Genomic DNA, 25,284 nt, shown 5'->3' on the forward strand with positions numbered 1-25,284 from the left:
AACGCCGCGCTGCTGCGGCTGCTCGCGAACGTCTTCGCGGAGCACGCCGCAGCCCGGGCCACTGTCTGAGCCGGATTCGTCCCGTCAGCCGGCAGAGCTCAGCTGGGTGAAGCGGATGCTGTTGCCGAAGGGGTCGCGCAGGCCGCAGTCGGTCCCGTAGTCGCGTTCGGTCAGCTCGTCGGTGAACTCGACGCCCTTGGCCAGCAAGGTCTCGTAGGTCTTGCGGCAGTCGTCGGTGGTGAAGAACAGCGAGCCGCCCATCGCGCCCTTGGTGAGCAGCTCCCGGACCTGGTCCGCGGTCGCCTCGTCCAGCCGCGGCGGGCCGGGCTTCTCCAGCAGGATCGCGCGGTCGGGCCGACCGGGCACCTGAACGGTGAGCCACCGCATGAAGCCGAGATCGGCGTCGGTGTTGACCTCGAGGCCGAGCTTGCCGACGTAGAAGTCCAGCGCCTCGTCCTGGTCGAGCACGTAGATCTGCGAAATGTTGATCGAAGTGAACATGTCAGCAACGGTAGTGCGCGGACCCGGCCTGGTGCTTATCCGAAAGCGCCAAACGGCTCAGCCCCGCGGCCGCATCCAGGCCATCGCGAAACAGGTCGGCACCTCCGGCAGCGGCCCGCGCCGGCGGTAGTCGGACGGAGACTCGCCGACGATCTCCCGGAACGTGCGGCTGAAGGTCCCCAGGCTGGTGAAGCCGACCTCCATGCAGATCTCGGTCACGCTCCGGTCGCACGACCGCAGCAGGAACATGGCCCGCTCCACCCGCCGACGCTGCAGGTAGCGGTGCGGCGTCTCACCGAACGTGGCACGGAAGACGCGGATGAAGTGGCGCGGGGAGACGTGCGCGATCTGGGCCAGCGCGGGCACGTCCAACGGCTCGGCGTAGTCCCGATCCATCGCGTCGCGGGCGCGCAGCATGCGACGGTTGGTCTCCTCCACGGCACGGTTCATCTCGTGATCACACTACATGAGCAGCCCATACGTCCGCCTATACTCGAACCATGACGTTCGACGTGGATGCGTATCTGGCGCGGGTCGGCCTCAAGCCGGGTCGCGAAGACTACCCCGCCACGAGGCAGACGCTCGCCACGTTGACGCGTGCGCACGTCTTCTCCATCCCGTTCGAGAACCTCGACCCCGTCAGTGGCCGTGCGCCTCGCTCGAACTCGACGATCTCGCCGCGAAGCTGGTTTCCGGAGGCCGCGGCGGCTACTGCTACGAGCACAACCTGCTGTTCGCGGCGGTGCTGCGCGAGCTCGGCTACACGGTGAGCCTGCACTCCGGGCGCGTGTTGTACGGCGCGCGGGGCGACGCGGTGCGGCCGCGTTCGCACACGATGCTCCTCGTCCACTTCGACGACGAGCCCCAGCCCTACCTGACCGACGTCGGCTTCGGCACCGTGGGCTGCCTCCTCGCGCCGATCCCGCTGATCGCCGACGCCGAACTGCGGGACGAGCCGCGCCGCCACCGCCTTGTGCGCGAGACCGGCCCGAATCCGCTACCGACCTGGACGCTGCAGGCTCACACGGACGGCGAGTGGGTGAATCAGTACATGTTCACCGAGGAGACGTTCCTGCCGGTCGACTACCAGATGCTCAACTGGTACACCTCGACGTTCCCGCGCTCGCCGTTCAAGCTGGCGCCGTTCATCCAGCACAACAGCCCCGAGCGCCACCTCGAGTTGACCGGCAAAACCCTGACCGAGCGGCACGTCGACGGCACCCGCGCGGTCCGCGAGATCGAGGACCGCGCGGAACTGATTCGCCTGCTGCGCACGGAGTTCGGCATCGACGTGCCGCAGTACTTCGTCGAGAGCGCGTCTTAGATCACGGCTTGCGACCGACCGCGCCCGCGATGCACCGCTGCGCTGCGGTGAGCGGCCGCAGCCGGGGGCCGTCCGGCCACCAGTCGGCGCAGCGGACCAGGCCGGGCTCGACGAGCTCGAGCCCCGCGAACAGCTCGAGGAGCTGGGCCTGGGTGCGGAAGGTGCCGGATCCCATCGGGCTGTGCAGGAAGGCCTGCTCGGCGTCGCGCGCGGTGGAGCTGTACTCGTTCTCCGGGTCGAAGAAGTGGGAGAGCACGACGAAGGAGCCGGAAGGGAGCGCCTCGATGTACTCGCGCATGATCTGCGCGGGACGGTCCTTCGGGCCCGAGTAGTGGTGCAGGGTACCGCTCTGCACGAGCGCGAGCGGACGGGTGAAGTCGATCTTACGCGTGATCACCTCGTTGGACAGGATGGCCTTCGGCTCGAAGATGTCCTCCGCGATGAAGCGGCAGTGCTCGTTCGCTTCGAGCAGCGCGCGGCCGTGCGCGAGCACCACCGGGTCGTTGTCCACGTACACGACTTCGGCTTCCGAGTTGATGCGCTGCACCACCTGGTGCACGTTCTCGGCCGTGGGCAGGCCGGAGCCGAGGTCGAGGAACTGGTCGATCTTGGCCTCCAGGACCAGGAACCGGCAGGCCCGGGTGAGGAAGCCGCGGTTCTCGAAGGCCAGTTCCTGCGCTGTCGGCATGTGCTCTTGCACCTGCGCGAGGACCGCGCGGTCGATGGCGTAGTTGTCCTTGCCGTTAAGGAAGGCGTCGTAGACCCTGGCGATGCTCGCCCGCGTGGGGTCCACCCCGACCGGTGGCTTCGGCTCCGCGACGAGGGGAGAAACGGCAACCTCTGGACTGTCCGACATGAAAACCGACTCTCCTTCGCAGGCGAGATCTTCCGGCGGCTCGACGCTCCCGTGTGGACGCGCGGTAACTCAGCGTAGGCCGCCGTGCCGGAATAGTAAATCGATGTGAGGTGCGAGTCGCGTGACGGATCAGCATCCGCGAGCCTCGCAGTTCCCTGACCGTCCTAAACGTCCGGTCGGCCGACCGGCATCTCACCGCGGAAGCGGACTTTTAGCGGACATGGGCTTGAGGAGGCGCGGAAGCGCAGGTAGACGACGGCCCGCCCGGCCGAGGGTACACGGCCGGGCGGGTTCAGCAGCACCCTGACTCAGAGCATTGCTTGAATGTACGAGTCCTGTCAGCGCGAGGACGTCACGTCCAGCAGCGTGCGGCCCACGACACGGCCCGCGGCGACGAACAGCAGGTGCAGGCGCGCCGAGACGGCGCCCGCGGGCAGGGACGTGCAAACGCGGACCGGCTCGCTCAGCCGGAACGGCTGCGCCTTCACCGACTCCGTCGCGGCCGGCTCGTCGGCGGAACCGGCCACGGCGTCGCGCTCCGCATCCAGCGCGAACGGCGCGCTCCAGACCGGAAGCACGTACCCCTCGACCGGCTCGTCACCGTGGTGCGAGACCCGCACGACGAACGCGATCTCGCCGCCCCTGCCCGCGACCAGGTCGCGGCCCGGCGCGAGCGGCTCGACCTCGGGAATCAGGACCGTGACTGCGTTCGTCAGCGCGGGCGGATTGGCGCCGGTGTCCTTGAGCTTGCGGTCGAAGGAGTAGATGCCGGCGGTCTCGTGCTCGATGTCGTACAGCTCGGTCCACACGTAACCGGAGAGCTGGTCGTAGCGGCGCAGTTCCTGAGTCTGCCAACGCAGATTCCAGCCGCGCTCGACGCTGGTGATGCCGCCGCCGAACTCGCTGTTGAGGTTCGGCACGTCGGCCGGGGCGCCTGCGCCGACCTCGGCCATCAGATGCTTGTCGACCACCCAGTCCGGGCCGAGGCCCACCGGGAAGGTCGCCTCGTTGCGCTCAAGCAGAGCCCTGACCTTCTCCGCCCAGCCACGCGGGGTCTCGTCGTAGATGTGCCAGTCCACCAGGTCGGTGGCCACGTGCGACCAGCCGGAGTCATCCACCGCCGGGCGGGTCGGGTCGAGCGCCTTGAGCAGGTCGTAGGCGCGGCGCACGGCCTCCTGCTTGGCCGGGTCGGCGGCCACGTCCCAATCCAGGCCCCACTCCTCGTTGTACAGGCCCCACACCACGACGCTCGGGTGGTTGCCGTCGCGGCGCACCATCGGCTCGATCTGCGCCTCGAAACGGGCCACCGCCGCCGGGGTGAACACACCGGTGCTGGCGGGCTCGGCCCACACCAGCATGCCGAGCCGGTCGGCGTGGTACAGGAACCGCGGGTCCTCGAGCTTGAGGTGCTTGCGGACCAGGTTGAAGCCGGCTTCCCGGGCGATCTCGATGTCGGTGACGAACGCCTGGTCGTCCGGCGCGGTGATGCCGGTGCGCGGCCAGTAGCCCTGATCCAGCACGCCGCGCAGGTACACCTGCTGCCCGTTGAGCAGGATCTGCGAGCCGCGCGTCTCGATCCGGCGCAGTCCGGTCGAGGCGCCGACGGTGTCCTCGCCGTCAGCCGACTCCAGGCGCACGCGCACCGGGTAGAGGTGCGGGTCTTCGGGGCTCCACAGCCGCGGTTCGCTGATCGGCACGGTCACGGCGACCTCGACGCGGGCGCCGTCGGAGGAATCGACGTTCTCTGCGATCGCCTGCACACTGCGGCCTGCGACCTCGACCGTCACCCGGGCGCCGTTCGCGTTCGGGCCGGCCACGGCGATCCGCGCCACGACGGCGTCGAGCGAATCCGCGGGGGTGAGCGCGACCTCGGCCAGGTGGGTGGCCGGACGTGCTTCGAGCCAGACCGGCTGCCAGATACCGCTGCTCGGGGTGAAGGCGCAGATGTCGTAGACGTCGCGCGGGATGCTGCGTTGCTTGCCGTGCACGATCTCGCGCTTGTCGGCCGGCGAGTACACCTTGACCAGCACAGTGGCTTCCGCCGTCCCCTCCGCGGCGGCAGCCAGGGCGCCGGTGACGTCGAACTCGAACGGAGTGTTGCCGCCCTCGTGCTCGCCGACGAACGCGCCGTTCACCCAGACCCGCGCCTGGTGGTGTACGGCGCCGAAGTGCAGTACCACGCGCTGCCCGGCCCACTCCGCCGGGACCGGCAGGGAGCGCCGGTACCAGCCGTGCTCGAGCCACTGCGCCTCGACCGTCGAGGCCTCGCTCTCCCAGGCGAACGGCACCACGATCCGCTCGGACCACTGCTCCGCGGCGGCCATCCGCTCGGGGGAGGCCGAACCAGCCGGGTCCCGCGCGAAGTCCCACTCGCCGTTGAGGCTGAGCCAGGCGTGCGAACGGTCGAAGTGCGGCCGAGGGTATTCGGGACGTACGGATGACACGAGAGTTCTCCCAGGGTCGGTGACAGAGCGCGCGGGCACTCGGAGTGCCCCGCACTGCGGAGGAAGGATCGAGGTGGGCGGGCGCCGGCGAGGTCAGCTGGTGAGGCTGCCCTGCAGCGCGCCGCCGCGGAAGTAGCGTTCGAGCAGGAGGAAGAGGGCGATCAGCGGCAGCACGGTGACCAGGCCACCGGCGATCAGGACGGGTATGTCCTGGCTCTGCGTCCCGGTCTGGGCGGCCTGGGAGAGGGCGGACAGGCCCACGGTCAGCGGGTAGAGGCTGCTGCGGCTGAACAGGATCAACGGCAGGAAGTAGTTGTTCCACACCGCGACCACGGTCAGCAGCAGCACCGTGACCAGGCCGGGCACGGTCAGCGGCAGCACGATCCGGCAGAAGATGCGCAGCTCGCCCGCGCCGTCGATGCGCGCCGCGTTGATCAGGTCGGACGGCACCGAGGCGTCGATGTAGGAGCGCATCAGGTACACGCCGATCGGCGAGACCATGCTCGGCAGAATCATGCCCCAGATCGAGTTGACCAGGCCGACCTTGGCGTAGACCAGGAACAGCGGCAGCGCCACGGCGCTGATCGGCACCAGCAGGGTCGACATCACCACGGAGAAGAGCGCGTTCGAGCCGCGGAACCGGAACCGGGCGAAGCCGTATCCGGCCAGCGCCGAGATGATCGTGGAGCCGACCCCGCCGAGGACGGCGTAGAGCATCGTGTTCCACAGCCAGGTCAGGTAGGTGCCCGCGCCGCTGACGTCCTGGCCGAGCGCCCTGATGTTCTGGAAGAGCCGGAACGGGCCGGCGAACCAGAATCCGGAGCTGTAGTAGACGTAGGTCTGCGACTTGGTCGAGGCGATGAGCAGCCAGACCAGCGGCGCCAGGATGAACAGCGCGAACAGCACGCTGATCAGCGTCATCACCGAGGTCGTGGTGCGGCTCAGGCCGTACAGTCGGACCGGGACCTCGTCGGGCCGGACGGCGGGGCGCCCGGAGCGGGAGCGCCGGGAACGAAGCAGGCTCATCGGAACTCTCCGTTTCTGCGGCGCACCGCGAACCCGGCCAGCGAGATCAGGCCGATGATGACGGCGAGCAGGACCGCGGCCGCGGCGCCGAGACTGTATTCGCTGCTGCCGATCGCGGTGTTGTAGACGTACAGCGTCGGGGTGAACCCGAAGGAGACCGCCTGCGGCTCGAACGACTCGATGATGGACGGCTCGGTGAAAAGCTGCAGCGCGCCCACGGTGTTGATGAACACCAGCATCACCAGGGTCGGGCGCACCATCGGCAGTTTCAGCCGCAGGATGATCGTGCGCAGCGACGCCCCGCTGACGACGGCGGCCTCGGTGATCTCGCGCGGGATCGTCTTGAGCGAGGTGTAGAGGATCGTCATGTTGTAGCCGGTCCACTCCCACACCACGATCAGCACGATCGTCGGCATGATCAGGCTCGAGGAGAAGAAGTCCACGTGCCCGAGGCCCAGCGTCGCCAGCACCCGCGAATAGGGCCCGAAGGTCGGCTCCAGCAGGAACGAGAACATCACCGCGGCGACCACGCCGGGCACCGCGAACGGCATGAAGAACACCGTGCGCAAGAAGCGGCTGTGCTTGACCACTCCGGCGTCGAAGATCGCCGCGAAGAAGAAGGCGAGCGCCAGCGTGAGCGGCACCTGGATCGCGGCGAAGATCAGCACCTCGCGCACGCCGGTCCAGAACTCCGAGGAGGCCAGCACCGTGCGGTAGTTCGCCAGGCCGGAGTAGCGGGTGCCGCCGATGAGCTTCGTGGTGTACAGGCTCATGTAGACCGCGTAGCCGATCGGCAGGAGCATGAACAGGGCGAGCACCAGCATGTGCGGGGCGATGAACGCCGCCCCGGGCCACCGGGGCAGCCCGCGGCGGCGTCCGGCGGCGCGGGCGGGCGCGGGGTGCGGCCCGGCCGCCCGGCCGGCCCGGAGGACGGGCGGCACGGCCGTCTCGACCGTGCCGCCGTTGCTCTGACGGCTCGTCACCGTCAGCTCCCGACCTCGACGGTGAAGCCCTGGTCCTTCGCGTAGGCCACCATCTGCGACTGGAACGTGGTGAACGCCTGCTCCATCGTCTCCGAGCCCTTGCTCACCCCGGCGAACGTGGAGGTCCACTGGGTCAGCGCGGCGGTCATGATCGGGGGCCACTGGGCGCCGCTCGCCTGGCCCTCCGCGGTCGCGAACACCTTGTTGTAGGTGGAGTCACCGGAGATCTTCAGCGTGGAGTTCAGGAACGCGTCGGAGTCAAGCAGCGGGGTGTAGGCCGGGTACGCGCCGGCGGTGTCGCCGCTCAGGATCTTCCAGGCGTCGTCCGAGCCGCCGAACCACTGGACGAAGGTGGCCGCGGCCGCCGCGTTCTTGGAGCCCTTGACCACCGCGAGAGTGGAGCCGCCCCAGTTGCCCTGCAGCGTCGCGCCGGCCGTCGTCTCCGGCAGCGCCGCGGCGCGCCAGTCGCCGAGCGTCTTGGAGATGCTGCCCTGCATGCCGACCGGACCCCAGGCGGGGCTGAGCCGGGAGGCGGCGGCGCCGCTGTCGAAGCCGTCCCACTGCGCCTGCGAGAAGTCGGTGGCGGTGGTCGCCTCCTTGGCGTCGATCAGGCCCTGCCAGTAGTCGGCGAAAGCCTTCTCGGCCTTGCCGGTGAAGTTGATGCCGACCGTCGTGCCGCCGGTGTAGGTGAACGGGAAGGCCCCGTACTCCTGCATCAGGGCTAGCACGTCCTGGGTGCTCTCCGGGTCGAAGTTGGTGATCGCCTGGCTGGAGTTCTTCGCCTTGAGCTTGGCGGCGTCCGAGGCGAACTCGGCCCACGTGGTCGGGGCCGTGGTGATCCCGGCGGCGGTGAACTCCTTCTCGTTGTAGTACAGCGCCATCGTGCCGGCGTCGACGGGCATCGCGTAGACGCCGGAGCCGCTGCTCACCTGGTCCCAGGCCCAGCCGGCCTCGTTGCTCTTGGCCGAGTTGATCCCGTACTGGGTCAGGTCGACCAGGCTGTTGGTGACCTCGAACGAAGGCAGTTCGAAGTACTCGATCTGCGCGACGTCCGGCGTGCCGCTCTTCGCGGTCAGCGCGTTGGTCAGCTTGGTGTACTCGGTGGTCGTGGCACCCGCGTTGTCGAGTTCGACGCAGATGTCCGGGTGCGTCTTGTTGAACTCGTCGACGACCAGGTTGTATCCGGCCGACCAACCCCAGAAGGTAACGACCGTGGCACCCGCCTTGCAGCCGGCGGCGGTGGCGCTCGCGGCCACGGTGCTGCCGGCCGACCCGCCGGCCGGCAGGCCCGAGCTGCCGCAGGCGGTGGCGGTGAGCGCCACCGCGGCGGCTATCATCGGCAGACCGAATATGCGCCGGCGCCGGAGAGCGCGGCCGGTTCGTGGGCGGGCGCTCGCCTCCGCCGGGCTCGCACCGTCTGTGCGACGGACGTTGCCGACGTCGCTGTGGGACGTAGCCATCGCAACCTCTGCTTTCTCTTCGCAGTGTGGGGCTGATCTTAACTGGCTCATCTTCGGGGCCTGGCGGTACCGCGGGGATCAGGTTCCGCGGTCCGGCCCGCCGCCGGCCTGCCCGACGCGGGCCGGGGGCCGTCTTGCAACGTTGCACTGCAACGTTGCAAGACGATATCCCGGCGTCGTGCATCGTTGCAAGACGGCCCGTCATCACGGTTTGATGTCAGCCGAGACGAAGCCCGGCTCCGCCGGCCCGCCGAACACGGCGGGTTGGCGGAGCCGGGCGCTATTCCTCGGTCTTCCTCGTCTTCCTTCGTACAGGCAGCCGCTACACGGCCGTGGACCAGTCCTGCGTCCACAGGCCGTTGCAGTCGTAGATCTGCAGCACCGTGCCCTCGGCCGTCGCACCGGCCGGATCATCCAGACAGCGCCCGGACTGCGGGTTGTAGAGCGCGCCGTTCGACTGCTCGCGCCACTGCTGGCCACCGGCGTTGTCACACGGCCACAGCTCGACCTTGGTGGAGTTCGCAGTGCCGTTGCCGTCGATGTCGAGGCACTCGCCGAAAGCACGGATGGTTCCATCCGGCTCGATCGACCACTGCTGGCCGGTCGCGGTGCCGCAGTTCCAGAGCTGGACGGCGTTGCCCTCGGTCGACGTGTTCGTGTTCACGTCGAGGCACTCACCGGAGATGCTGGGATTCGTGATGGCACCGGTAGCGCCCGGCGCCACGTCAGTGCCGAAAGTGACCTCACACTTGCCGTTGCTGATGTGAGTTCCGGCGAGATACAGGATGGTCGAGCCCGACACTGACGGCAGGATCGGCGAACTGTACCCCGCGCACGAGGTCTCGCCCGAGTCGTAGCCACCCGTCGGGTTGGTGTTGACCGGCGCGGTCGTCTCGGTCCAGGACCCGACGCCGAGATTCGTGTTGGCCAGAAGCACCGTGCCGGATTCGTCCTGCACCATGAGAGATCCGTCGGACCCGGCGACCACCCGCTGCCCGGATATCAGCAGCGTTCCATTCGCGCCGCCGATCGGAGACCAGGCCAGATAGGGCGTGTGGAGCAGATGCCTTCCATCGGCCGTCTGAACCAGCGTGCCGAGGCTGGAAGCGTTCCAGCTCACGCCATCCGTCGAGGTCTTGATGTAGACCGAGCAGGCCTCGTCGGGGTCGTATCCGGCCTTGCAGTCCTCGTAGGACATGGCGTAGCTGCCGTTGGGCAGATTGACAACAGTCGCCATGCCGGGACGCTGCACGCCGTCCTGTACCGCGACGTCGTAGACCTCGCTCCCCCAGGTGGCACCGCCGTCAGTGCTGACCACGTGCGCGAGGACCTGGTTGTAGCTGTCACTCGAAGGCCGCTCGTCGGAGAAGTAGCAGACCAGGCTCCCATTGGAGGCCACGTCGAACTCCGGCTCCCAGATGCCGTGGCCCTGGGTGTTCGCCGTGCCGGACTCTGAGGCGCACGAGCTGCGATAGCTCCAGGTCACGCCGTCGTCGGTGCTGGAGAAGACCTCAATGGCCTGCTGGGTGTAGTCACCGTGGTTCCACGCCGTGCCGGCCGCCAGCAGGGTACCCGCGGGCAGCGAGCCCTCGGCCCGCGGCAGTTCGTAGAGCGTCGGTCCGTCCAGGTCCCAGCCGTGCACAGTGTCGGTGACGGTGCCGATCGGGGATGAGGTCCAGGTCTTGCCGTCATCGGTGGGCTTGTAGATCGGGAAGTTCGCCTTCGTGCCGTTGACGCCCGAGTGGGCGAACGTCGCCAGCAGGTCCCCGTTCTCGGTGGAGCTGTGCGCAAGGCGGATCACCCGCGAATAGCTGGCGTCCTCGCTCGCGTTGACGCTCGTGTTGGGGGCGTAAAGCGTGCCGGTGGTGGCGGCAGCGGCGGCCGGCGCGGCCGCCATCACGGACTGCAGGCCGGCCAGAGCCAGGCCGAGCATGAGCACCGCCCCGAGCCCGGCACTGCCGCGCGACACGGGACCCCGCGGTTTCCCGCGTCTCGGGCGGAGGTCGAAGGGACGTCCTGTGCGAGTCATGCAGACTCCTTCGTGGAATGACTGCTGCAACGTTGCAGATTGGGCCGTGCATGGGTCCTGCAACGTTGCAGAAGGACATCCGTTAAGGTAGCGACTGCGCAAACCCCCGACAACCACTTGCCGACAGGCAAATCCACGACCTCGCCTTCACTCCCGCCGACGCTGCCGCAGAAACGGCCCGGATCCCTGCGCTGAACAGCAAATACTTCCTCTCGCTCGTCCTGCCTTCGACCCGGCCTTGCCCGCCGCCGCGGCGCTTCGCCGCGTTGCCGAGCGTCGGACAAGCAGCATCCGCACACCCCTTCCGCCACGAAGGCCGCCTGATATGCTCTGCATCGTTGAAATAACCCGCACCCGCCCCTCGGAGGCCCGAAGATGAGCACCCCTCGCCTGCGCGACGTCGCCGAGCGCGCCGGGGTCTCGATCCGCACAGTCTCCAACGTGGTCAACGGATACGCCCGGGTGTCCGACGAACGGCGCGCCCGCGTCGAGGCCGCCGTCGCAGAACTCGGCTACCAGCCGAACCTGATGGCCCGCAACCTGCGCCAAGGCCGCACCGGCATGATCGCGCTGGTGGTGCCGGAACTCGACGTCCCCTACTTCGCCGAGCTCAACCGCGCCATCGTGACCAAAGCCCGCCAGCACGGCTACACCGTCGTCGTCGACCAGACCGACGGCGAGCCGGACCGAGAGCGCGAGATCGTGATGGGCGGCTCGATGGCCGCGATGTTCGACGGCGTGATCCTCAGCCCGCTCGCGCTCTCCCAAGCCGACCTCGCGCACCGCGACCCCTCGCGGCCCCTGGTCCTGCTCGGCGAGCGCATCGCCGGCAGCACCTACGACCACGTGGCCATCGACAACGTAGCCGCCGCCCGCGCCGCCACCGAGCACCTGTTCGACATCGGCCGCAACCGCGTCGCCGCGATCGGCGACCAGCCCTGGGAAAGCGGCGAGACCGCGCAACTGCGCACCGCAGGCTTCCGCCAAGCGCACGAGGCACGCCGACGCAAGCTGGACGAGTCGCTGATCGTCACCAACCGCCGCTTCCACCACTCCGAGGGCGCCGAAGCGATGGCCGCGCTGCTGGACCACCCCAAAGGCCCGCCGGACGCAGTGTTCTGCTACAACGACCTCCTCGCCCTCGGCGCCATCCGCACCCTGCTCAGCCGCGGCGTGCGCGTCCCCGAGGACGTGGCCGTCGTCGGATTCGACGACATCGAAGCCGGCCGCTACAACACCCCGTCACTCACCACCATCTCCCCCAACAAATCCACCATCGCCTGGCTCGCCGTCGACCGCCTGATCGCCCGCCTCGGCGACCGCGCCGACGACGAGCCGATCGAGCTGTGGGCCCCCTACGAACTGGCGATCCGCGAGAGCACCGCCGGCTGATCGGCAGCGCGTGAACTCATCGCTGATGCACGGTCGCGCCCTCGCGCAGAAGGGCGAGGCAGCGGTCTGCTTGCGCGGCGTTCGCTGTGGACAGGGCGATGCCGCTCGCGAGTGCGAGCAGGTCGGCGGGATCGAGCGTGCCATGGACGGTGCCCTCAGCCTGTGCGCGTGCTAGTAGTGCAGCTGCGGTCGCGTGCATCGCCGCATGCCAGCGGTCGAACAAAGCCGAACGCTCACCCGCGTGATCGCTGGGGATGGCGAGGGCAAGGTCCCGCTTGGTGGCCACGTGCGTGATGAAGGCGCGCAGCCAGGTGAAGAGAGCATCGGGCGACGAGGGTTCGGAGAGCAGTGATGCCCCCTCGGCGCTCAGGGCCTCCACCTCGTCGGTGTAGACGGCGATGAGCAGCTCGCGCCGGTCGGGGAAGTGCCGGTACATCGTGGCATTGCCAATGCCAGCTCGACGAGCGACTTCGTCGAGGGGGGCGTCAGTGCCCTGTTCACTGAAGAGCGCGCGAGCGGCAGCGATCAGCAACTCTCGATTCCGCTGCGCATCGGCGCGCAGCGGGCGCGGGCCCGGGCCCGCTTTGCGAGGTGCCGCGGGGTCGGAGTCGTGGGCGGCTGTGGGGTGTGGCACGTATGCGACTCCTTGCTAACCGGGGTGATCCCCATTTAGTCTACGGGTAGTTCAGAACCGGGGAGTTCCCCGGTTTCCGCGACGTCCGTGGGAGGAAGCATGACAACGGGGGCAATCACCAGCGAGGCCGAGTCCAGGTCCGAGGCAGAGTCCGAGCCCGCGGCCGGGTGCGAGGCCGGGTCCGAGGCCGGGTCCGAGGCCGACGCGGCACAGGTGCACCGACGGATCGTCGAACTCGGGCAAGCCGGCCAAGGTGAGGAGGCGCTCGCGCTCATCGACCCTGCGGTCATCGACCACCGCGGCGGCGTCTCGGGCGATCACATCGGAATCGCGGCGTGGGCGGAGAAGTGGGAGCACATGTACGACGGCCTGCGCGACGTCACAGCGACGATCGAGCAGAACGTCAGCTCCGATGAGCTCTCCACAAACCGCTACACCATCCGCGGCACCCACATCGATTCAGGACGCTGCTACGAAGTCACCGGCCTCGACATGGTCCGTGTACGCAACGGTCGGATCATCGAGCACTGGGCACTGCTGGACACAGCGGCGCTGCAGCACCAACTGACAGCCGGGACACTGGCCTGATCGCCAGAACCCGCTACCCCACTCTGGCTCCGGCCCTCACGGACCAAGACCCGGCCGCCGACCGCCAGGGCCGCAACGAGCTGCGTCTTCGAAATTGGCCAGACGTCCGGAGACGACCGACGTCACCCCTTTCCTGACCAGCCAGACCGCGCGCGCCCTCCGGAACGTCAAGCACATTCATCCAGCCGTCCGGCTTGTTCGTGTAGACAAGCGAGTCTCAGGCTCACCGCTGGCGTTAATGCTGATTGATGCTCGGGTCGTCGATCGGCTGGTGTTTGGTTGGGCTTGCGGTCTGGCTCTTCGGTTTGGGTTTTTTGTCTCTCCGAGGGGCCCTTCGCTCGGAGAGGGGGTTGCTGGTGGGTTGGGGTTTTCCGGGTGGGTGGGTGGGGTGCGGGGTGGTTCCTCTCCTCGCTCGGTCACCGGAGGACATCAGGGACCTGCCGGGGGTGCAAGCGGCGGTGGTTTGGGCTGGTGGGGTGGTTGTCGTTGCGCCGCTTGCGCCCCCGGCAGAACCCTGATCTGGCTTCGCCTGCCCGAGCGAGGAGAGGATCCACCCCTTCCGGGCCGGGTGTGCGCTGCGCTCGGGCCGGGCGCCGGTGCGGGATTGTGCCGGTCGGTGCTGCTGCGGATGGTGGGCGTGTGCGTGCGGGATTGTGCCGGTCGGGACGTCATCCCGGTCCGGTGCTGCTGCGGATGGGTGGCGTGTGCGTGCGGGATTGTGCCGGGGGTCCGGCCGGGTGGCGCGGGCTCGTTTGTCTTCTGCCTGTAGACGCGTGGCGTGGCTGCCGGGTTGCGGATTATTCGTCCTCTTTCGTGTGGGAACGAGTGGCCGTATATGCGTCTTTTGTCGGAACCCTGTCTTATACTTGAGGTAGCAGGTTGAACACGGGTGGCTAGGGGGAGTGGGTGGGGTCGATGACGGACATCGCGGACGCGCTAGAGGTGCCGGATGTGGCAGGGCTCGAGCAGATGGCCGTGGTGCTGCGCGCGAGTGTGGCCCGGCAGCTGGAGGCCTTGGCCGCGGCGGGGCCGGAGGATCGGGAGGCGGCCGCGGCGAGCCTGGAGCTGGCGGCGGCGATCGGGCGGATCGAGCAGGTCGCGCACGGCCTGCACCTGCAGGCGCTCGCGCAGGCGGACCGGGTCAAAGCGGCGCGCGGGGGGATCGGGCCCTGGCTCGCGGCACGGCAGGGCTATGCCACCGGTCACGCCCGCGCCCTGGCCCGAGACGCCCGGCTCCTCGCCTGCGTCCCGGACCTCGCCCCACACCTGACCGCCGGCGAGCTCACGGCGGACGCCACCCGGCTGCTGGCCCGCACCGTCAAAGCCTGCAAAGACACCAGCATCGACCCCGCCGAAGCGACCAGCGCGATCCTGCACCTGGTGAAGCAGGACGGGGTCAGCGCCGCGGCCGGACACGTCCGGGCACTCGAGCACCGGCTCGACCCGGACAAGGCCAAGTCGGATCATGAGCGGCATCGGCAGCGCAGCAAAGCGGAATCGTGGAGGCTCGAGAACGGGCTGTGGCGCTTCGAGATCCTGCTCGACCCCGCCCGGGCCGCCGTCGTGAAAGCCGCGCTCGAGGCCCTGACCGCGCACTGGATGCGCGTCAACGGCCGCGACGGCATCCAGATCCTGCCCGAAGACGTGAAAACCACCGAGCAGATCACCGCCCACGCCTTCTACCACCTCGCGAAAGTCTGCCTCAACGCACCACCCCGCCTACGCCAAGCAGCCTTCACCCCGCCCGTCATCTTCACCGCCCCCCTCCCGGACACAGACACCGACGCGGAACCGACGACCACTTCCGGGCCGATGCATAATCCGGCAGCGGCCACCGCCGGCACAGCCGCCACCGCAGTGACGCAGGATCCGGTAGCGCCCCCGGCCACCGTTGCGGCCGCCGCGAACGCAGCGGCGGGCACGCATCATCACACACCGGCCACTGCCACCCCCGCCACCGCAGTGCTGCCGGATCCGGTATCGGGCACCATGGGCCCCACGATCGCGGTGATGCGGGATCCGGCATCGGATACGGTCCTCGAGGAGCGCTCCGGCGGCGCTCGTGGCGGCCGGATCCCGGACGGATGCGCGCTGAGCGCCTACGACGACGTCATCCCCCTCGCCGCTCTCGTCCGCACACCTCCGACCCGCCTGGCACCACTGCGAGATTCCGCACGGCCGCGCGATCGCGCACGGCTGCATGATCCGGCATGGCTGGAGGATCACGCGCGCCACCGGATCCTGCACCACGACCGCGACCACCGCCCCGTCCTGCTCGACGGGCAGCCGATCGACCAGAACCCGCACGCCCGCCTGGCCAGCGCCGCCCAGCGCACCGCCCTCGCCGTACGCGACCGCACCTGCACCTACGCCGGGTGCGACCGACCCTTCCCCTGGTCCCTCGAAGCCCACCACCTCACCCCCTACTCCGAAGGCGGGGCCACGACCCTGACGAACCTCACCTCCCTCTGCGCCGAACACCACCGCACCCTCCACCACCCCGACCCCCACTGACCCGTGCGGAAACCCGCACCGGTCGCCCGGCCCGAGCGCAGCGCACACCCGGCCCGGAAGGGGTGGATCCTCTCCTCGCTCGGGCAGGCGCAGCCAGATCAGGGTTCTGCCGGGGGCGCAAGCGGCGCAACGACAACCACCCCACCAACCCAAACCACCGCCGCTTGCACCCCCGACAGGTCCCTGATGTCCTCCGGTGACCGAGCGAGGAGAGGAACCACCCCGCACCCCACCCACCCACCCGGAAAACCCCAACCCACCAGCAACCCCCTCTCCGAGCGAAGGGCCCCTCGGAGAGACAAAAAACCCAAACCGAAGAGCCAGCCCGCAAGCCCAACCAAACACCAGCCGATCGATCAGTAGCAGAGCAGTCGGCGGGACGTCCGCTCCGACCAGTTGCACTCTCGCACAGAGGATGGGCCTGTTATCCGCGCGTGGCTGCGGCGATCGAACACTAATCAACGATTCTCAAAGCACTGTTGACGGTAAAAGGCTCAAGAGCTACACATATCAGACAGGACCGCACGCACATGGCGGTGCGTGCGTCAGGCCGCTCCCACCGTCCCCAGCCCTCGAATCGACCAACGGAGGTCGATACCGTGCGACACCCACGCGCACCACACTCAGAACCCGGCTCCGCCCGCTCCTTCCGCTTCCCCCGCCCCGCGCGCTCGCTGCGCCTGCTCTTGGTCTGCTCGCTGGCGCTCGCTGCCGCTCCCGTCCTCGCTGCCGCGACCGCTGCGCCGGCGTCTGCGCTGGCCAATGGGCTGGCTACGACGCCACAGATGGGCTTCAACGACTGGAACGCTTATGGCTGCAACGTTTCCGCGTCGCTGATCGAGTCCACCGCGTTGGCCATGCACAACGACGGGATGCAGGCTGCGGGCTACCAGTACGTCAACATCGATGACTGCTGGATGAGCTCGAGCCGCAACTCGGCCGGCCAGCTTGTGCCCGATCCGACCAAGTTCCCGGCCGCTTCCAACGGCGAGAACGGCATCCAGGTTGTCGCCGACTACGTCCACTCGCTCGGCCTCAAGCTCGGCATCTACGAGGACGCCGGCACCGCGACCTGCGCCGGGTACCCGGGCAGCCTTGGGCACGAGAGCACCGACGCGGCCAGTTTCGCTGCCTGGGGCGTGGACTACCTCAAGTACGACAACTGCAACAACACTGGCGTCAGTGCCCAGACCCGCTACACGACGATGCGCGACGCTCTCGCCGCTACCGGGCGTTCGATCCTGTTCAGCCTGTGCAACTGGGGGCAGGAGAACGTCTGGACCTGGGGTGCGAACGACGGCAACAGCTGGCGTACCACTGGTGACATCAACGCGAGCTTCTCCAGCATGCTCTCGAACTTCCACCAGAACGTCGCGCTGGCGTCGTACGCCGGGCCGGGGCACTGGAACGACCCGGACATGCTGGAGATCGGCAACGGGATGTCCGCCACCGAGGACCAGAGCGAGTTCAGCCTCTGGGCGCTGATGGCCGCGGCGCTGATCTCCGGCACGAACATCGCGGGCGCGAGCAGCGCCACGCTCTCCACCCTGACCAACAAGAACCTGATCGCCATCGACCAGGACTCCGCCGGCAAGCAAGGGGTCGAAGTCGCCGCATCCGGCGGCTTGGACGTGATCGCCAAGCCTTTGGCGAATGGCGATGTCGCTGTCGCGCTGTTCAACGAGACCGGTTCGAGCGCGACCATCTCGACCACGGCCGCGGCCGTAGGCAAGTCCGGTGCGTCGAGTTATGGTCTCGTCAACCAGTGGACCGGCGCCTCATCCACTACCTCGGGCGCGATCAGCGCGTCGGTGCCCGCCCACGGCACCGTCGTCTACCGCGTCTCCGGTGGCAGCGGCGCGACCGTGTATCCGACCGGCGAGGTCAACGCGGTAGGCGCCGGCAAGTGCCTCGACGTGAACAACAACACCACGACCGCGGGCACCCAGCTCGAGATCTGGGATTGCAACGGCGGCGCGAACCAGATCTGGACGCAGACCGCTTCCAAGCAGCTCACGGTCTACAGCGGCAGCAGCCAGATGTGCTTGGACGCCTACAACAACCAGACCACGGCCGGAACGAAGGTCGAGATCTGGCCTTGCAACGGCGGGGCGAACCAGCAGTGGGTACTGAACTCGAACGGCACCATCACCGGCGTGCAATCGGGATTGTGCCTGGACGTCACCGGCGGCGACACGGGTGACGGCACGCTCGTCGAGCTGTGGACGTGCAACGGCGGCAGCAACCAGCAGTGGACGCTGTGACCCAACCCTGAACAGCACCGCGTGCGTCCCGCCGCCCACCCGGCGGGACGCACTCTGCTCCGTCGTACATCTGGCGTAGGGTTTCGAACCATGTCCCCACGCTCGGCCGACGTACGGCACTCCAGTTCCCGTTTCGCCGCCACCGTCTGGCCGGAGGGCTTCCGCGCATATCAAAGCGAGACGCTGGCCCAGGTCGATGCGGTGTTCGCGGCGGGACGGTCACGTTGCTGGGCCGTGCTGCCGCCGGGCGCGGGTAAGACGCTCGTAGGCTTGGAGTCGGCGCGGCGGCTGGGACGCCGGATCGTGGTGTTGGTTCCGAACACGGCGATCCAGGGCCAGTGGGTGCGCACCTGGCAGCGGTTCGCGGCGTCGGATCAGGATCCTGCCAACGGCACCGTCCCCCTGCTGGAGGTGGGGACGGAGCGCGACCTGCGGCATCCCGTGACGGTGCTGACCTATCAGTCGCTCGCGGTCTTCGATGACGAGCACGGCGGTCGCGGGGTGAAATCGACCGGGCCGCTGCTGGAGCAACTGCACGAGAACGGCCGCGCGCTGGTCGCCGCGATGCACTCCGTCGGGCCGCTGACGATCGTGCTCGACGAATGCCATCACCTGCTGGAGGTCTGGGGCCGGCTGGTCGTCGAGCTGTTGGACGAACTCGACGACGCGGCAGTGCTTGGTCTGACCGCGACGCCGCCGGAGACACTCACTCACACCCAGGCGCAGCTGGTGGAACGGCTTTTCGGAGCACCGCTGCGCGGCGCGAGCCTGCCCGCCGTCGTGCGGCAGGGCTATCTGGCCCCCTTCGCCGAGCTGGCGTTCCTGACCCCGCCCACGCCGGTCGAGGCCGACTACATCCGGGGGCAGGCCGAGCGTTTCGTCGAGTTTCGCAGTGGCCTGATGGATCCGGAGTTCGCCTCGACCGGGTTCCTGGCGTGGTGCGACACACGGTTCATCGAGCGGGCCGCGGCGACCGGCGGCGAGGTGGCGGTCGAAGCCGGAACCGTGCCGTGGAGCCGTCTCGAGCAGCAGGAGCCGGCCCTCGCCGCGGCCGCGCTGCGTATGCACCACGTCGGTCTGCTCTCGCTGCCGCCCGGATCGCGCGTGCGCGAGGAACATCGGCGCGAGCCGTCCGCGGAGGACTGGGTGACGCTGCTCGACGACTACGTCGGCAACTGCCTGAGCCGTTCCGCGGATCCGCAGGACGCCGCAGCGGTGGCCGCGATTCGGGCCGCGCTGCCGTCGATCGGGTACCGGCTCACGACCAACGGCGTGCGTGCGGCGTCTTCGCCGGTAGATCGCGTGCTCGCTCGCAGCGACGCCAAGACCCACAGCACTATCGAGATCCTCGCCGTGGAAGCGGGCGAGCTCGGCCCAGCTCTCAGAGCCCTGATTCTTTGCGACTTCGAGTCCGCTACGGCCACGGTCTCCGCCAGCCTTGCGGACGTGCTCAAGCCGGAGACGGGCGGGGCCGTGCACGTGCTACGCCAGCTCGTCGAGGACGAACGCACGGCGGACCTCGCACCGATTCTGGTGACCGGCCGTACGGTCGCGGCCGCACCGGAGACCGCTGCCGCGTTCGCTCGGTGGGCGCATGAGCAAGATTCGGCGCTGGCCCTCGACGTCGAGCTCCGGGACGGTCTCGCGCATCTGCGCGGGGCCTGGAGTTCGCGCACCTGGGTCGCGTTGGCGACGAGGTTCTTCGAGGCCGGCCACACCCGCGTGCTGGTGGGGACGCGCGCGCTGCTGGGCGAAGGCTGGGATGCGCACGGCGTGAACGTGGTCGTCGATCTGACCACCGCGACCACGACCGGGTCGGTAGTGCAGATGCGCGGACGGGGCCTGCGGCTGGATCCTTCGTGGCCGGAGAAGGTCACGAACAACTGGACGGTCGTGTGCGTGGCAGAGGGCCATCCGAAGGGCGCCGCGGACTGGCACCGGTTCGTCCGCAAGCACGAGGGCCATCTGGCGGTCAGGGCCGCGGGTGAGATCGTCTCCGGGATCGGCCACGTGGACCCGGCTTTCTCGCCGTACGGACCGCCGGAATCAGCAGTCTTCGACGCCTCCAACGTCGCGATGCTGCTGCGGGCCGGACAACGCGTCGATACGCGGCGCGACTGGTCGATCGGCGAGCCGTACACCGATGAACTGGTCCACACGATCCGGGTGACGGCACGCCGCGCGCCGTTGCGAACGACGACCGGCGAGACGATTCCTGTCCGCCGCGCGCTTCCGGGCCCGAGCGGCGCCGCTCTGAGCGGGCGAAGCCGGATGCTGCTGTGGCTTACGCCCGGACGCGCGGCCCGGCTGCTGGCTGAGGCTGCGGGCGAGCCGCCGATCGCGTCGCTCGGCGGTGCCGTCGCGGATGCGCTGAAGCAGTGCGGCATCTCGCCCGTCGGGGCCGAGGCGCTGGACGCGGTGGTCGAGCCGAGCGGGACCTACCGGCTGCAGCTGAGCGGCGTGGATCCGGCCACGTCGCTGGCGTTCGTCCAGGCGCTGGACGAACTGGCCGGCCCGATCGCCGAGCCGCGGTGGCTGATGCCGCGCTACCACCTGGCCAGTCTGCCCGCGGCGGGCCGGGAGCGCCGAGCCGTCGTGCGCGCCTGGCTGCTCGGCTCGGCGCCGGGCAACGCAGTGGTCTACCACGCCGTGCCGGCGGTGTTCGCCCGCAGCGCGCGGCGGGTCGAGGCTTTCACGGCGGCCTGGAACCGGCACATCTGCGCCGGCCGCCCGGTCGCCGCGTCCTCGCCGGAGGGCGAGGGCATCCTCGTCACCCACCGCGGCGCGAGCCCGCTCGAGGCGACCACAGCGTTGCGGGTCGCCTGGAGCTGAGCGCGAGCAAGTACTGCTATCCCTTGACTGCTCCGGTGAGTCCGCCGACGATGCGCTTCTGGAAGATGGAGAAGAAGATCAGGGCGGGGAGCATGGCGAGGGAGGTGAACGCGAGGACTTTCGCGGTGTCGGTGGAGTACTGGGAGGAGAACTGCTGGACTCCGAGCGGGAGGGTGAAGTTGCGCTGGGAGTTGATCACGTAGAGCGGTAGGACGTAGTTGTTCCAGCTGCCGATGAACGCGAGGATCCCGGTGGTGACCACCCCGGGCAGCGAGAGCGGCAGGACCATGCGGGCGAAGAACCCGAGGCGGCTGGCGCCGTCGAGCGCGGCGGCCTCCTCGATCTCCTTGGGGATCGCGCGCAGGAACGGCACCAGGATGATCACCGTGGTCGGCAGGCCGAACGCGATCTGCGGGATGATGATCCCGAACAGGTTGTCGATCAGCCCGAGATCCTTGATCACGATGTAGAGCGGGGTGATCGCGATCACGAGGGGGAACATCAGGCCCGCGGCGAACAGCGAGTACATCGCGCCCTTGAGCTTGAAGTCGTAACGCGCGATCACGAACGAGACCATCAGCCCGAGGGCCACGATCCCCACCGAGCTGACCAAGGCCACCACAGTGGAGTTAGCGAACTCGCCCCAGAACGTGGAGGACTTCAGGATCCCGGTGTAGTTCGACAGGACCCAGGGGTGGGGCAGTCCGGCGGGGCTGGTGGTGATCTGGGAGTTGGTACGGAACCCGCCCAGGACGAGGTAGAGCACCGGGGCGATACACACCGCGATGAAGATCAGCGCGATGAAGTAGGTGACCGGGTTGCCCCACTGCTCCTTCTGGCGGCGCCGGTCCCGGTTGCGTCCGGCCGGGGTCCAGACCCGGGTACTGGAGGCGGCGGCCATCACACGGTCCCTTCGGTAACGGCCCCGCGCAGGTCGCGGCGTAGCACGAAACGCTGGTAGATCAGGGCGACCACGAGCGAGATCAGGAACATCACCACGGCCACGGCCGAGCCGTACCCGTAGTTGCCCGCGTCGCGGCCCTGGGCGACCATGTAGATCGCCATGGTCGAGGTCCCGGCGGTACCCGAGACGTACTGGCCCCAGATGATGTAGACCAGGTCGAACAGCTGGAGCGAACCGATGATCGAGAGGAACGCCCAGATCCGGATCGTGGGCCCGAGCAGCGGCACCGTGATACGCCGCTGCATCTGCCAGAACGAGGCCCCGTCGATCGCGGCGGCCTCGTAGATCTCGTCCGGGATCGACTGCAGCCCGGCGAGCATCAGGATCACCGCGAACCCGATGTACTTCCACGAGATGATCGCCATCAGCGTCCACAGCGCCAGGTTCGGATCCGCGAGCCAGTCCGACTGCAGCGCGCCGAGCCCGATGTGCCCGAGCAGGTCGTTCATCGCGCCGTTGGCCTGGAGCATGAGCGACCAGCCGGTCCCGACGATGACCTCGGAGATGACGTAGGGCACGAAGATGAGCACCCGGATCAGCCCGCGCCCGCGCATCTTCTGGTTCAACAACAGCGCCATGATGATCGCGAGCGGGCCCTGGATCACCAGGGAGAGCACCACGATCAGCAGGTTGTGCCACAGCACCTGCTGGAACGCCGGGTCGGTGAAGATGAGCTTGTAGTTGTTCAGGCCCACCCAGTCGGTGGCCGGACCGTACCCGTGCCACCGGTAGAAGCCGTAGTACGCGGCGACGGCGACCGGGAAGATCACGAACGCGAGGAACATGATGATCGCCGGCCCGGACAGCAGGGTGATCTCCAACCGCATCCGGGCACGCCCGCGGCGGCGCGCGGCCGCTCGCGGCGGAGCCGGAGACGCGGTCACACCCGCGCCCCCGGCCCCGAACGTGCCCTGCGACTGGCTCCCACTCACGGTGTCAGTACCCAGGGACTCACTCATAATCTAACTACTCAGCCCTTCGCGGCAGCAGCGTTGGTCTGCGAGACGATGTCGGCAGCGCTGCCCTTGCCCGCCATCATGTTCACCACCGCGGTGTTCAGGGCGTTACCCACGTTCTGGCCGTACTCCGTGTCGAGGAACTGTATGGAGTAGGCGGCCTTGTTGAACGCGTTCATCGAGGAGATGTTGAACGAGTCCGTCACGACCGACTGAGCGGCCGCGTTGACCGGGATCGAGTCGTACGCCTTGGCGTAGAGCTCCTGCTGGTCCTTGGTCTCGAGGAACTCGAGGAACTGGAAGGCCTCCTTGGGCGCGTTCTTGGACACCGAGTATCCGTCGCTACCGCCCATGATCGCGCTCGGGTCGCCCTGGCCGCCCGGAACCGCGGGGAACGGGAACCAGCCGAGGTCCGGCAGCTGCTTCTGGTCCGGGGTGAGGCTGGCGATCACTCCGGGGTCCCAGTTGCCCATGAGCTCCATGCCCGCCTTGTGGTTGGCGACCATGCCGGCCGAGGAGCCGGCGCCCTGCTGCGCCGAGGTGGTGAGGAAGCCGTTCTGGAAGGGGCTGACCTTCAGGAACGCGGCCAGGTCGTCACCGGCCTTGGTCCAGCACGGGTCGGTGAACTGCAGCGATTTGGCGGTGCTGGCCAGAGTGGCCTGGCTGCACTCGCGCAGCGCGAAGTTGTAGTACCAGTGCGCCGCGGGCCACGCGTCCTTGGCACCGACCGCGATCGGCGCGACGTTGATCTTCTTCAGCAGCGCGACGTCGGCCTCGAGCTCGGGAATGGTCGTCGGCGGCGCGGCGATGCCGGCCTGCTGGAACAGGTCCTTGCTGTAGTAGAAACCCTCGGGCTGGGTGTCGAAGGGCATCGCGTAGACCTGGCCGTCGATCGTGTTGCCGGCCAGCGCGGCAGCGCCCGCGTTCGCCTTGTCGGTGGCCGTGAGCGGGAGCGCCTGGATCTCGTTCGCGTCGACCATCGCCTGCATCTTGCCGCCGCCGCGCTGCAGGAAGAGGTCCGGCGCGGAGTTCGAGTTGAGCGCGGTCTGCAGCTTGCCGTCCAGATCCTCGTTCTGCACCGTCTGGATCTTGATCGTCACGTTCGGGTGCAGCTTGTGGTACGCGGCCGCGGCGTTCGTGAAGAAGGCGACGCCCGGTCCGGTCGACGCGTTCTCCCACAGCGTCAAGGTGACCGCGCCGTCCGCCGAACCGCCGCCGCCGCCACCGCTGCTGCCGCCGGCGCAGCCGCTGGCAGCCAGTGCGATGCCCAAGCCGAAGGCCACGGCCGTCGCGCCGCGTGCTTTCCTCGTCATCGTGGAAACTCCCTGATCTTATCGTCATGGTCGCACCTGGACCCCGAGGGCACTGGGGGCTGGCGATGAGTTTGCGCGTGAGTTTCCAGACTTGTCAATCGTTGTCGATAACGATTTCTAACGCTAGGGTGACGCCGTGCATCAGCCCAGAGCCCGAGCCACCATCCGCGACGTCGCCGAACACGCCGGCGTCTCGGTCGCCACCGTGTCCAAGGTCATCAACCAGCGCTACGGCGTGGCCGCGGACACCACGGCACGCGTGCAAGCCGTCATCAGCGAGCTCGGATACGAGGCGAGCCTGGTCGCGCAGAGCCTGCGCAACCACCGCACCAACGTGATCGGCATCCTGGTCGCCGACCTGGAGCCGTTCAGCACCGAGCTGCTCAAGGGCGCGGCGGACGCGATCCGGGGCAGCGGCTTCGAGCTGGTGGTCTACAGCGCGGGCGGGGGCACCAGCGACATGGTGGGCTGGGAACGCCGCTACCTCTCGCGCCTGAGCGGCACGCTGGTGGACGGCGCCGTACTGGTCACGCCCACGGTGGTGGAGGTGCAGCAGGGCGCGCCGGTGGTCGCGGTCGATCCGCACACCGGCCCCTCGGACTTCCCGACCGTGGACGCGGACAGTCTGCGCGGCGCGCGGGTGGCGACGGAATACCTGCTCGGCCTCGGGCACCGGCGGATCGCGCTGCTGGCCGGCCGCGAGGACCTGCAGTCCGCGAAGCTGCGCGAGCAGGGCTACCGCGAGGCGCTCGACGTGGCGGGCGTGCCCTTCGTCGACTCGCTGGTGCGCATCGGCGGGTACGACGCGGAGCTGGCCACCTCCGCGGCCCGGGAACTGCTCGACAGTCCGGAGCGGCCGAGCGCGGTGTTCGCGGCCAACGACATCACCGCGATCGCCACGATCGCGGTCGCCCAGGAGCTCGGTCTGCGGGTGCCCGAGGACCTGTCGGTGGTCGGCTTCGACAACATCCCCGAGTCGGCGCTGTGCAACCCGCCGCTGACCACGGTCAACCAGCCCATCCGCACCATGGGCCACCGCGCGGTGGAGATGCTGATCCGGCTCATTCGCGAGCAGCCGGTGGAGCTGACCCATCTCACCCTGGACACGGAGCTGGTGGTGCGCGGCTCGACCGCGCCGCCCGCGTCCGCACCCTGAACCCGATGACGGGCCGGGGCAGCGCCGCCCCGGCCGGCCCGACTTCGC

General features: G+C 68.7%; 19 protein-coding genes. 7 read left to right on the forward strand and 12 right to left on the reverse strand.

Annotated elements, in window-relative coordinates; translation table 11 throughout:
- Positions 1–84: 84 nt before the first annotated feature.
- Positions 85–501, reverse strand: a complete 417-nt coding sequence (locus tag ACTRO_RS13815) for a VOC family protein (RefSeq protein ID WP_034263514.1) — start codon at positions 499–501, stop codon at positions 85–87.
- 57 nt (positions 502–558) lie between these two features.
- Complete coding sequence (locus ACTRO_RS13820; RefSeq protein ID WP_034263515.1) at positions 559–951, reverse strand: helix-turn-helix domain-containing protein; 393 nt, start codon at positions 949–951, stop codon at positions 559–561.
- Positions 952–967: 16 nt separating this feature from the next.
- On the opposite strand from ACTRO_RS13820, the gene ACTRO_RS13825 reads away from it, so the two are divergent.
- The gene (locus ACTRO_RS13825; protein ID WP_211244236.1) at positions 968–1,825 is read left to right on the forward strand and encodes an arylamine N-acetyltransferase family protein; all 858 of its coding nucleotides are present in this window, start codon (positions 968–970) and stop codon (positions 1,823–1,825) included.
- Position 1,826: 1 nt separating this feature from the next.
- Here the strand turns inward: ACTRO_RS13825 and ACTRO_RS13830 are convergent, their stop codons facing one another.
- The 6 genes from ACTRO_RS13830 to ACTRO_RS13855 form a co-directional block, all read right to left on the reverse strand.
- Entirely contained in the window at positions 1,827–2,681 is an 855-nt protein-coding gene (locus tag ACTRO_RS13830; protein WP_051450803.1) for an SAM-dependent methyltransferase, read from the reverse strand.
- 338 nt (positions 2,682–3,019) lie between these two features.
- Positions 3,020–5,125 carry a glycoside hydrolase family 2 protein gene (locus ACTRO_RS13835; protein ID WP_034263518.1) on the reverse strand — a complete coding sequence of 702 codons (2,106 nt, stop codon included), beginning with the start codon at positions 5,123–5,125 and terminating at the stop codon, positions 3,020–3,022.
- Between the two features lie 93 nt (positions 5,126–5,218).
- On the reverse strand, positions 5,219–6,151 hold the full coding sequence (locus tag ACTRO_RS13840) for a carbohydrate ABC transporter permease (RefSeq protein ID WP_034263519.1): 933 nt from the start codon (positions 6,149–6,151) through the stop codon (positions 5,219–5,221).
- Positions 6,148–7,134: a carbohydrate ABC transporter permease gene (locus tag ACTRO_RS13845; protein ID WP_211244237.1), complete on the reverse strand. Its 987-nt coding sequence runs from the start codon at positions 7,132–7,134 to the stop codon at positions 6,148–6,150. The genes ACTRO_RS13840 and ACTRO_RS13845 overlap by 4 nt, the downstream gene beginning before the upstream one ends.
- 2 nt (positions 7,135–7,136) lie before the next feature.
- The gene (locus ACTRO_RS13850; protein ID WP_157436170.1) at positions 7,137–8,471 is read right to left on the reverse strand and encodes an ABC transporter substrate-binding protein; all 1,335 of its coding nucleotides are present in this window, start codon (positions 8,469–8,471) and stop codon (positions 7,137–7,139) included.
- Between the two features lie 445 nt (positions 8,472–8,916).
- Positions 8,917–10,527, reverse strand: coding sequence for a ricin-type beta-trefoil lectin domain protein (locus tag ACTRO_RS13855; protein ID WP_034274772.1), 1,611 nt, complete (start codon positions 10,525–10,527; stop codon positions 8,917–8,919).
- Between the two features lie 471 nt (positions 10,528–10,998).
- On the opposite strand from ACTRO_RS13855, the gene ACTRO_RS13860 reads away from it, so the two are divergent.
- Positions 10,999–12,015, forward strand: coding sequence for a LacI family DNA-binding transcriptional regulator (locus tag ACTRO_RS13860; protein WP_034263520.1), 1,017 nt, complete (start codon positions 10,999–11,001; stop codon positions 12,013–12,015).
- A gap of 16 nt (positions 12,016–12,031) precedes the next feature.
- On the opposite strand, the gene ACTRO_RS13865 is transcribed toward ACTRO_RS13860, so the two are convergent.
- On the reverse strand, positions 12,032–12,547 hold the full coding sequence (locus ACTRO_RS13865; protein ID WP_084316244.1) for a TetR/AcrR family transcriptional regulator: 516 nt from the start codon (positions 12,545–12,547) through the stop codon (positions 12,032–12,034).
- A gap of 201 nt (positions 12,548–12,748) precedes the next feature.
- On the opposite strand from ACTRO_RS13865, the gene ACTRO_RS13870 reads away from it, so the two are divergent.
- The 4 genes from ACTRO_RS13870 (at position 12,749) to ACTRO_RS13885 (ending at position 20,847) form a co-directional block, all read left to right on the forward strand.
- The gene (locus tag ACTRO_RS13870; protein WP_084316245.1) at positions 12,749–13,237 is read left to right on the forward strand and encodes an ester cyclase; all 489 of its coding nucleotides are present in this window, start codon (positions 12,749–12,751) and stop codon (positions 13,235–13,237) included.
- A 915-nt stretch (positions 13,238–14,152) separates the two neighbouring features.
- On the forward strand, positions 14,153–15,751 hold the full coding sequence (locus ACTRO_RS13875) for an HNH endonuclease (RefSeq protein ID WP_034263521.1): 1,599 nt from the start codon (positions 14,153–14,155) through the stop codon (positions 15,749–15,751).
- Positions 15,752–16,425: 674 nt separating this feature from the next.
- Positions 16,426–18,015 (forward strand): glycoside hydrolase family 27 protein, encoded by a 1,590-nt coding sequence (locus ACTRO_RS13880; RefSeq protein ID WP_034274778.1) that lies wholly within the window; start codon positions 16,426–16,428, stop codon positions 18,013–18,015.
- Between the two features lie 90 nt (positions 18,016–18,105).
- Positions 18,106–20,847: a DEAD/DEAH box helicase family protein gene (locus ACTRO_RS13885; protein WP_034263522.1), complete on the forward strand. Its 2,742-nt coding sequence runs from the start codon at positions 18,106–18,108 to the stop codon at positions 20,845–20,847.
- A 16-nt stretch (positions 20,848–20,863) separates the two neighbouring features.
- Here ACTRO_RS13885 and ACTRO_RS13890 read toward each other — a convergent pair whose 3' ends face one another.
- Genes ACTRO_RS13890 through ACTRO_RS13900 form a run of 3 tightly spaced genes read right to left on the reverse strand, consistent with a single transcriptional unit; the run spans position 20,864 to position 24,080 of the window.
- Entirely contained in the window at positions 20,864–21,748 is an 885-nt protein-coding gene (locus ACTRO_RS13890; protein ID WP_034263360.1) for a carbohydrate ABC transporter permease, read from the reverse strand.
- Positions 21,748–22,770, reverse strand: a complete 1,023-nt coding sequence (locus ACTRO_RS13895) for a carbohydrate ABC transporter permease (RefSeq protein WP_034263523.1) — start codon at positions 22,768–22,770, stop codon at positions 21,748–21,750. The genes ACTRO_RS13890 and ACTRO_RS13895 overlap by 1 nt, the downstream gene beginning before the upstream one ends.
- Positions 22,771–22,781: 11 nt before the next feature.
- The gene (locus tag ACTRO_RS13900; RefSeq protein WP_034263524.1) at positions 22,782–24,080 is read right to left on the reverse strand and encodes an extracellular solute-binding protein; all 1,299 of its coding nucleotides are present in this window, start codon (positions 24,078–24,080) and stop codon (positions 22,782–22,784) included.
- Positions 24,081–24,216: 136 nt separating this feature from the next.
- On the opposite strand from ACTRO_RS13900, the gene ACTRO_RS13905 reads away from it, so the two are divergent.
- Complete coding sequence (locus ACTRO_RS13905; protein WP_034263525.1) at positions 24,217–25,236, forward strand: LacI family DNA-binding transcriptional regulator; 1,020 nt, start codon at positions 24,217–24,219, stop codon at positions 25,234–25,236.
- Positions 25,237–25,284 lie beyond the last annotated feature (48 nt).

The sequence above is a fragment of the Actinospica robiniae DSM 44927 genome, from assembly GCF_000504285.1.
GTDB classification, from domain to species: domain Bacteria; phylum Actinomycetota; class Actinomycetes; order Streptomycetales; family Catenulisporaceae; genus Actinospica; species Actinospica robiniae.

Coding starts and splice junctions, on each gene's coding strand:
- ACTRO_RS13815 (WP_034263514.1), bottom strand. CDS start 501: ATGTTCACTTCGATCAACATTTCGCAGATCTACGTGCTCGACCAGGAC.
- ACTRO_RS13820 (WP_034263515.1), bottom strand. CDS start 951: ATGAACCGTGCCGTGGAGGAGACCAACCGTCGCATGCTGCGCGCCCGC.
- ACTRO_RS13825 (WP_211244236.1), top strand. CDS start 968: ATGAGCAGCCCATACGTCCGCCTATACTCGAACCATGACGTTCGACGT.
- ACTRO_RS13830 (WP_051450803.1), bottom strand. CDS start 2,681: ATGTCGGACAGTCCAGAGGTTGCCGTTTCTCCCCTCGTCGCGGAGCCG.
- ACTRO_RS13840 (WP_034263519.1), bottom strand. CDS start 6,151: ATGAGCCTGCTTCGTTCCCGGCGCTCCCGCTCCGGGCGCCCCGCCGTC.
- ACTRO_RS13850 (WP_157436170.1), bottom strand. CDS start 8,471: ATGATAGCCGCCGCGGTGGCGCTCACCGCCACCGCCTGCGGCAGCTCG.
- ACTRO_RS13855 (WP_034274772.1), bottom strand. CDS start 10,527: ATGCTCGGCCTGGCTCTGGCCGGCCTGCAGTCCGTGATGGCGGCCGCG.
- ACTRO_RS13860 (WP_034263520.1), top strand. CDS start 10,999: ATGAGCACCCCTCGCCTGCGCGACGTCGCCGAGCGCGCCGGGGTCTCG.
- ACTRO_RS13870 (WP_084316245.1), top strand. CDS start 12,749: ATGACAACGGGGGCAATCACCAGCGAGGCCGAGTCCAGGTCCGAGGCA.
- ACTRO_RS13875 (WP_034263521.1), top strand. CDS start 14,153: ATGACGGACATCGCGGACGCGCTAGAGGTGCCGGATGTGGCAGGGCTC.
- ACTRO_RS13885 (WP_034263522.1), top strand. CDS start 18,106: ATGTCCCCACGCTCGGCCGACGTACGGCACTCCAGTTCCCGTTTCGCC.
- ACTRO_RS13890 (WP_034263360.1), bottom strand. CDS start 21,748: ATGGCCGCCGCCTCCAGTACCCGGGTCTGGACCCCGGCCGGACGCAAC.
- ACTRO_RS13895 (WP_034263523.1), bottom strand. CDS start 22,770: ATGAGTGAGTCCCTGGGTACTGACACCGTGAGTGGGAGCCAGTCGCAG.
- ACTRO_RS13900 (WP_034263524.1), bottom strand. CDS start 24,080: ATGACGAGGAAAGCACGCGGCGCGACGGCCGTGGCCTTCGGCTTGGGC.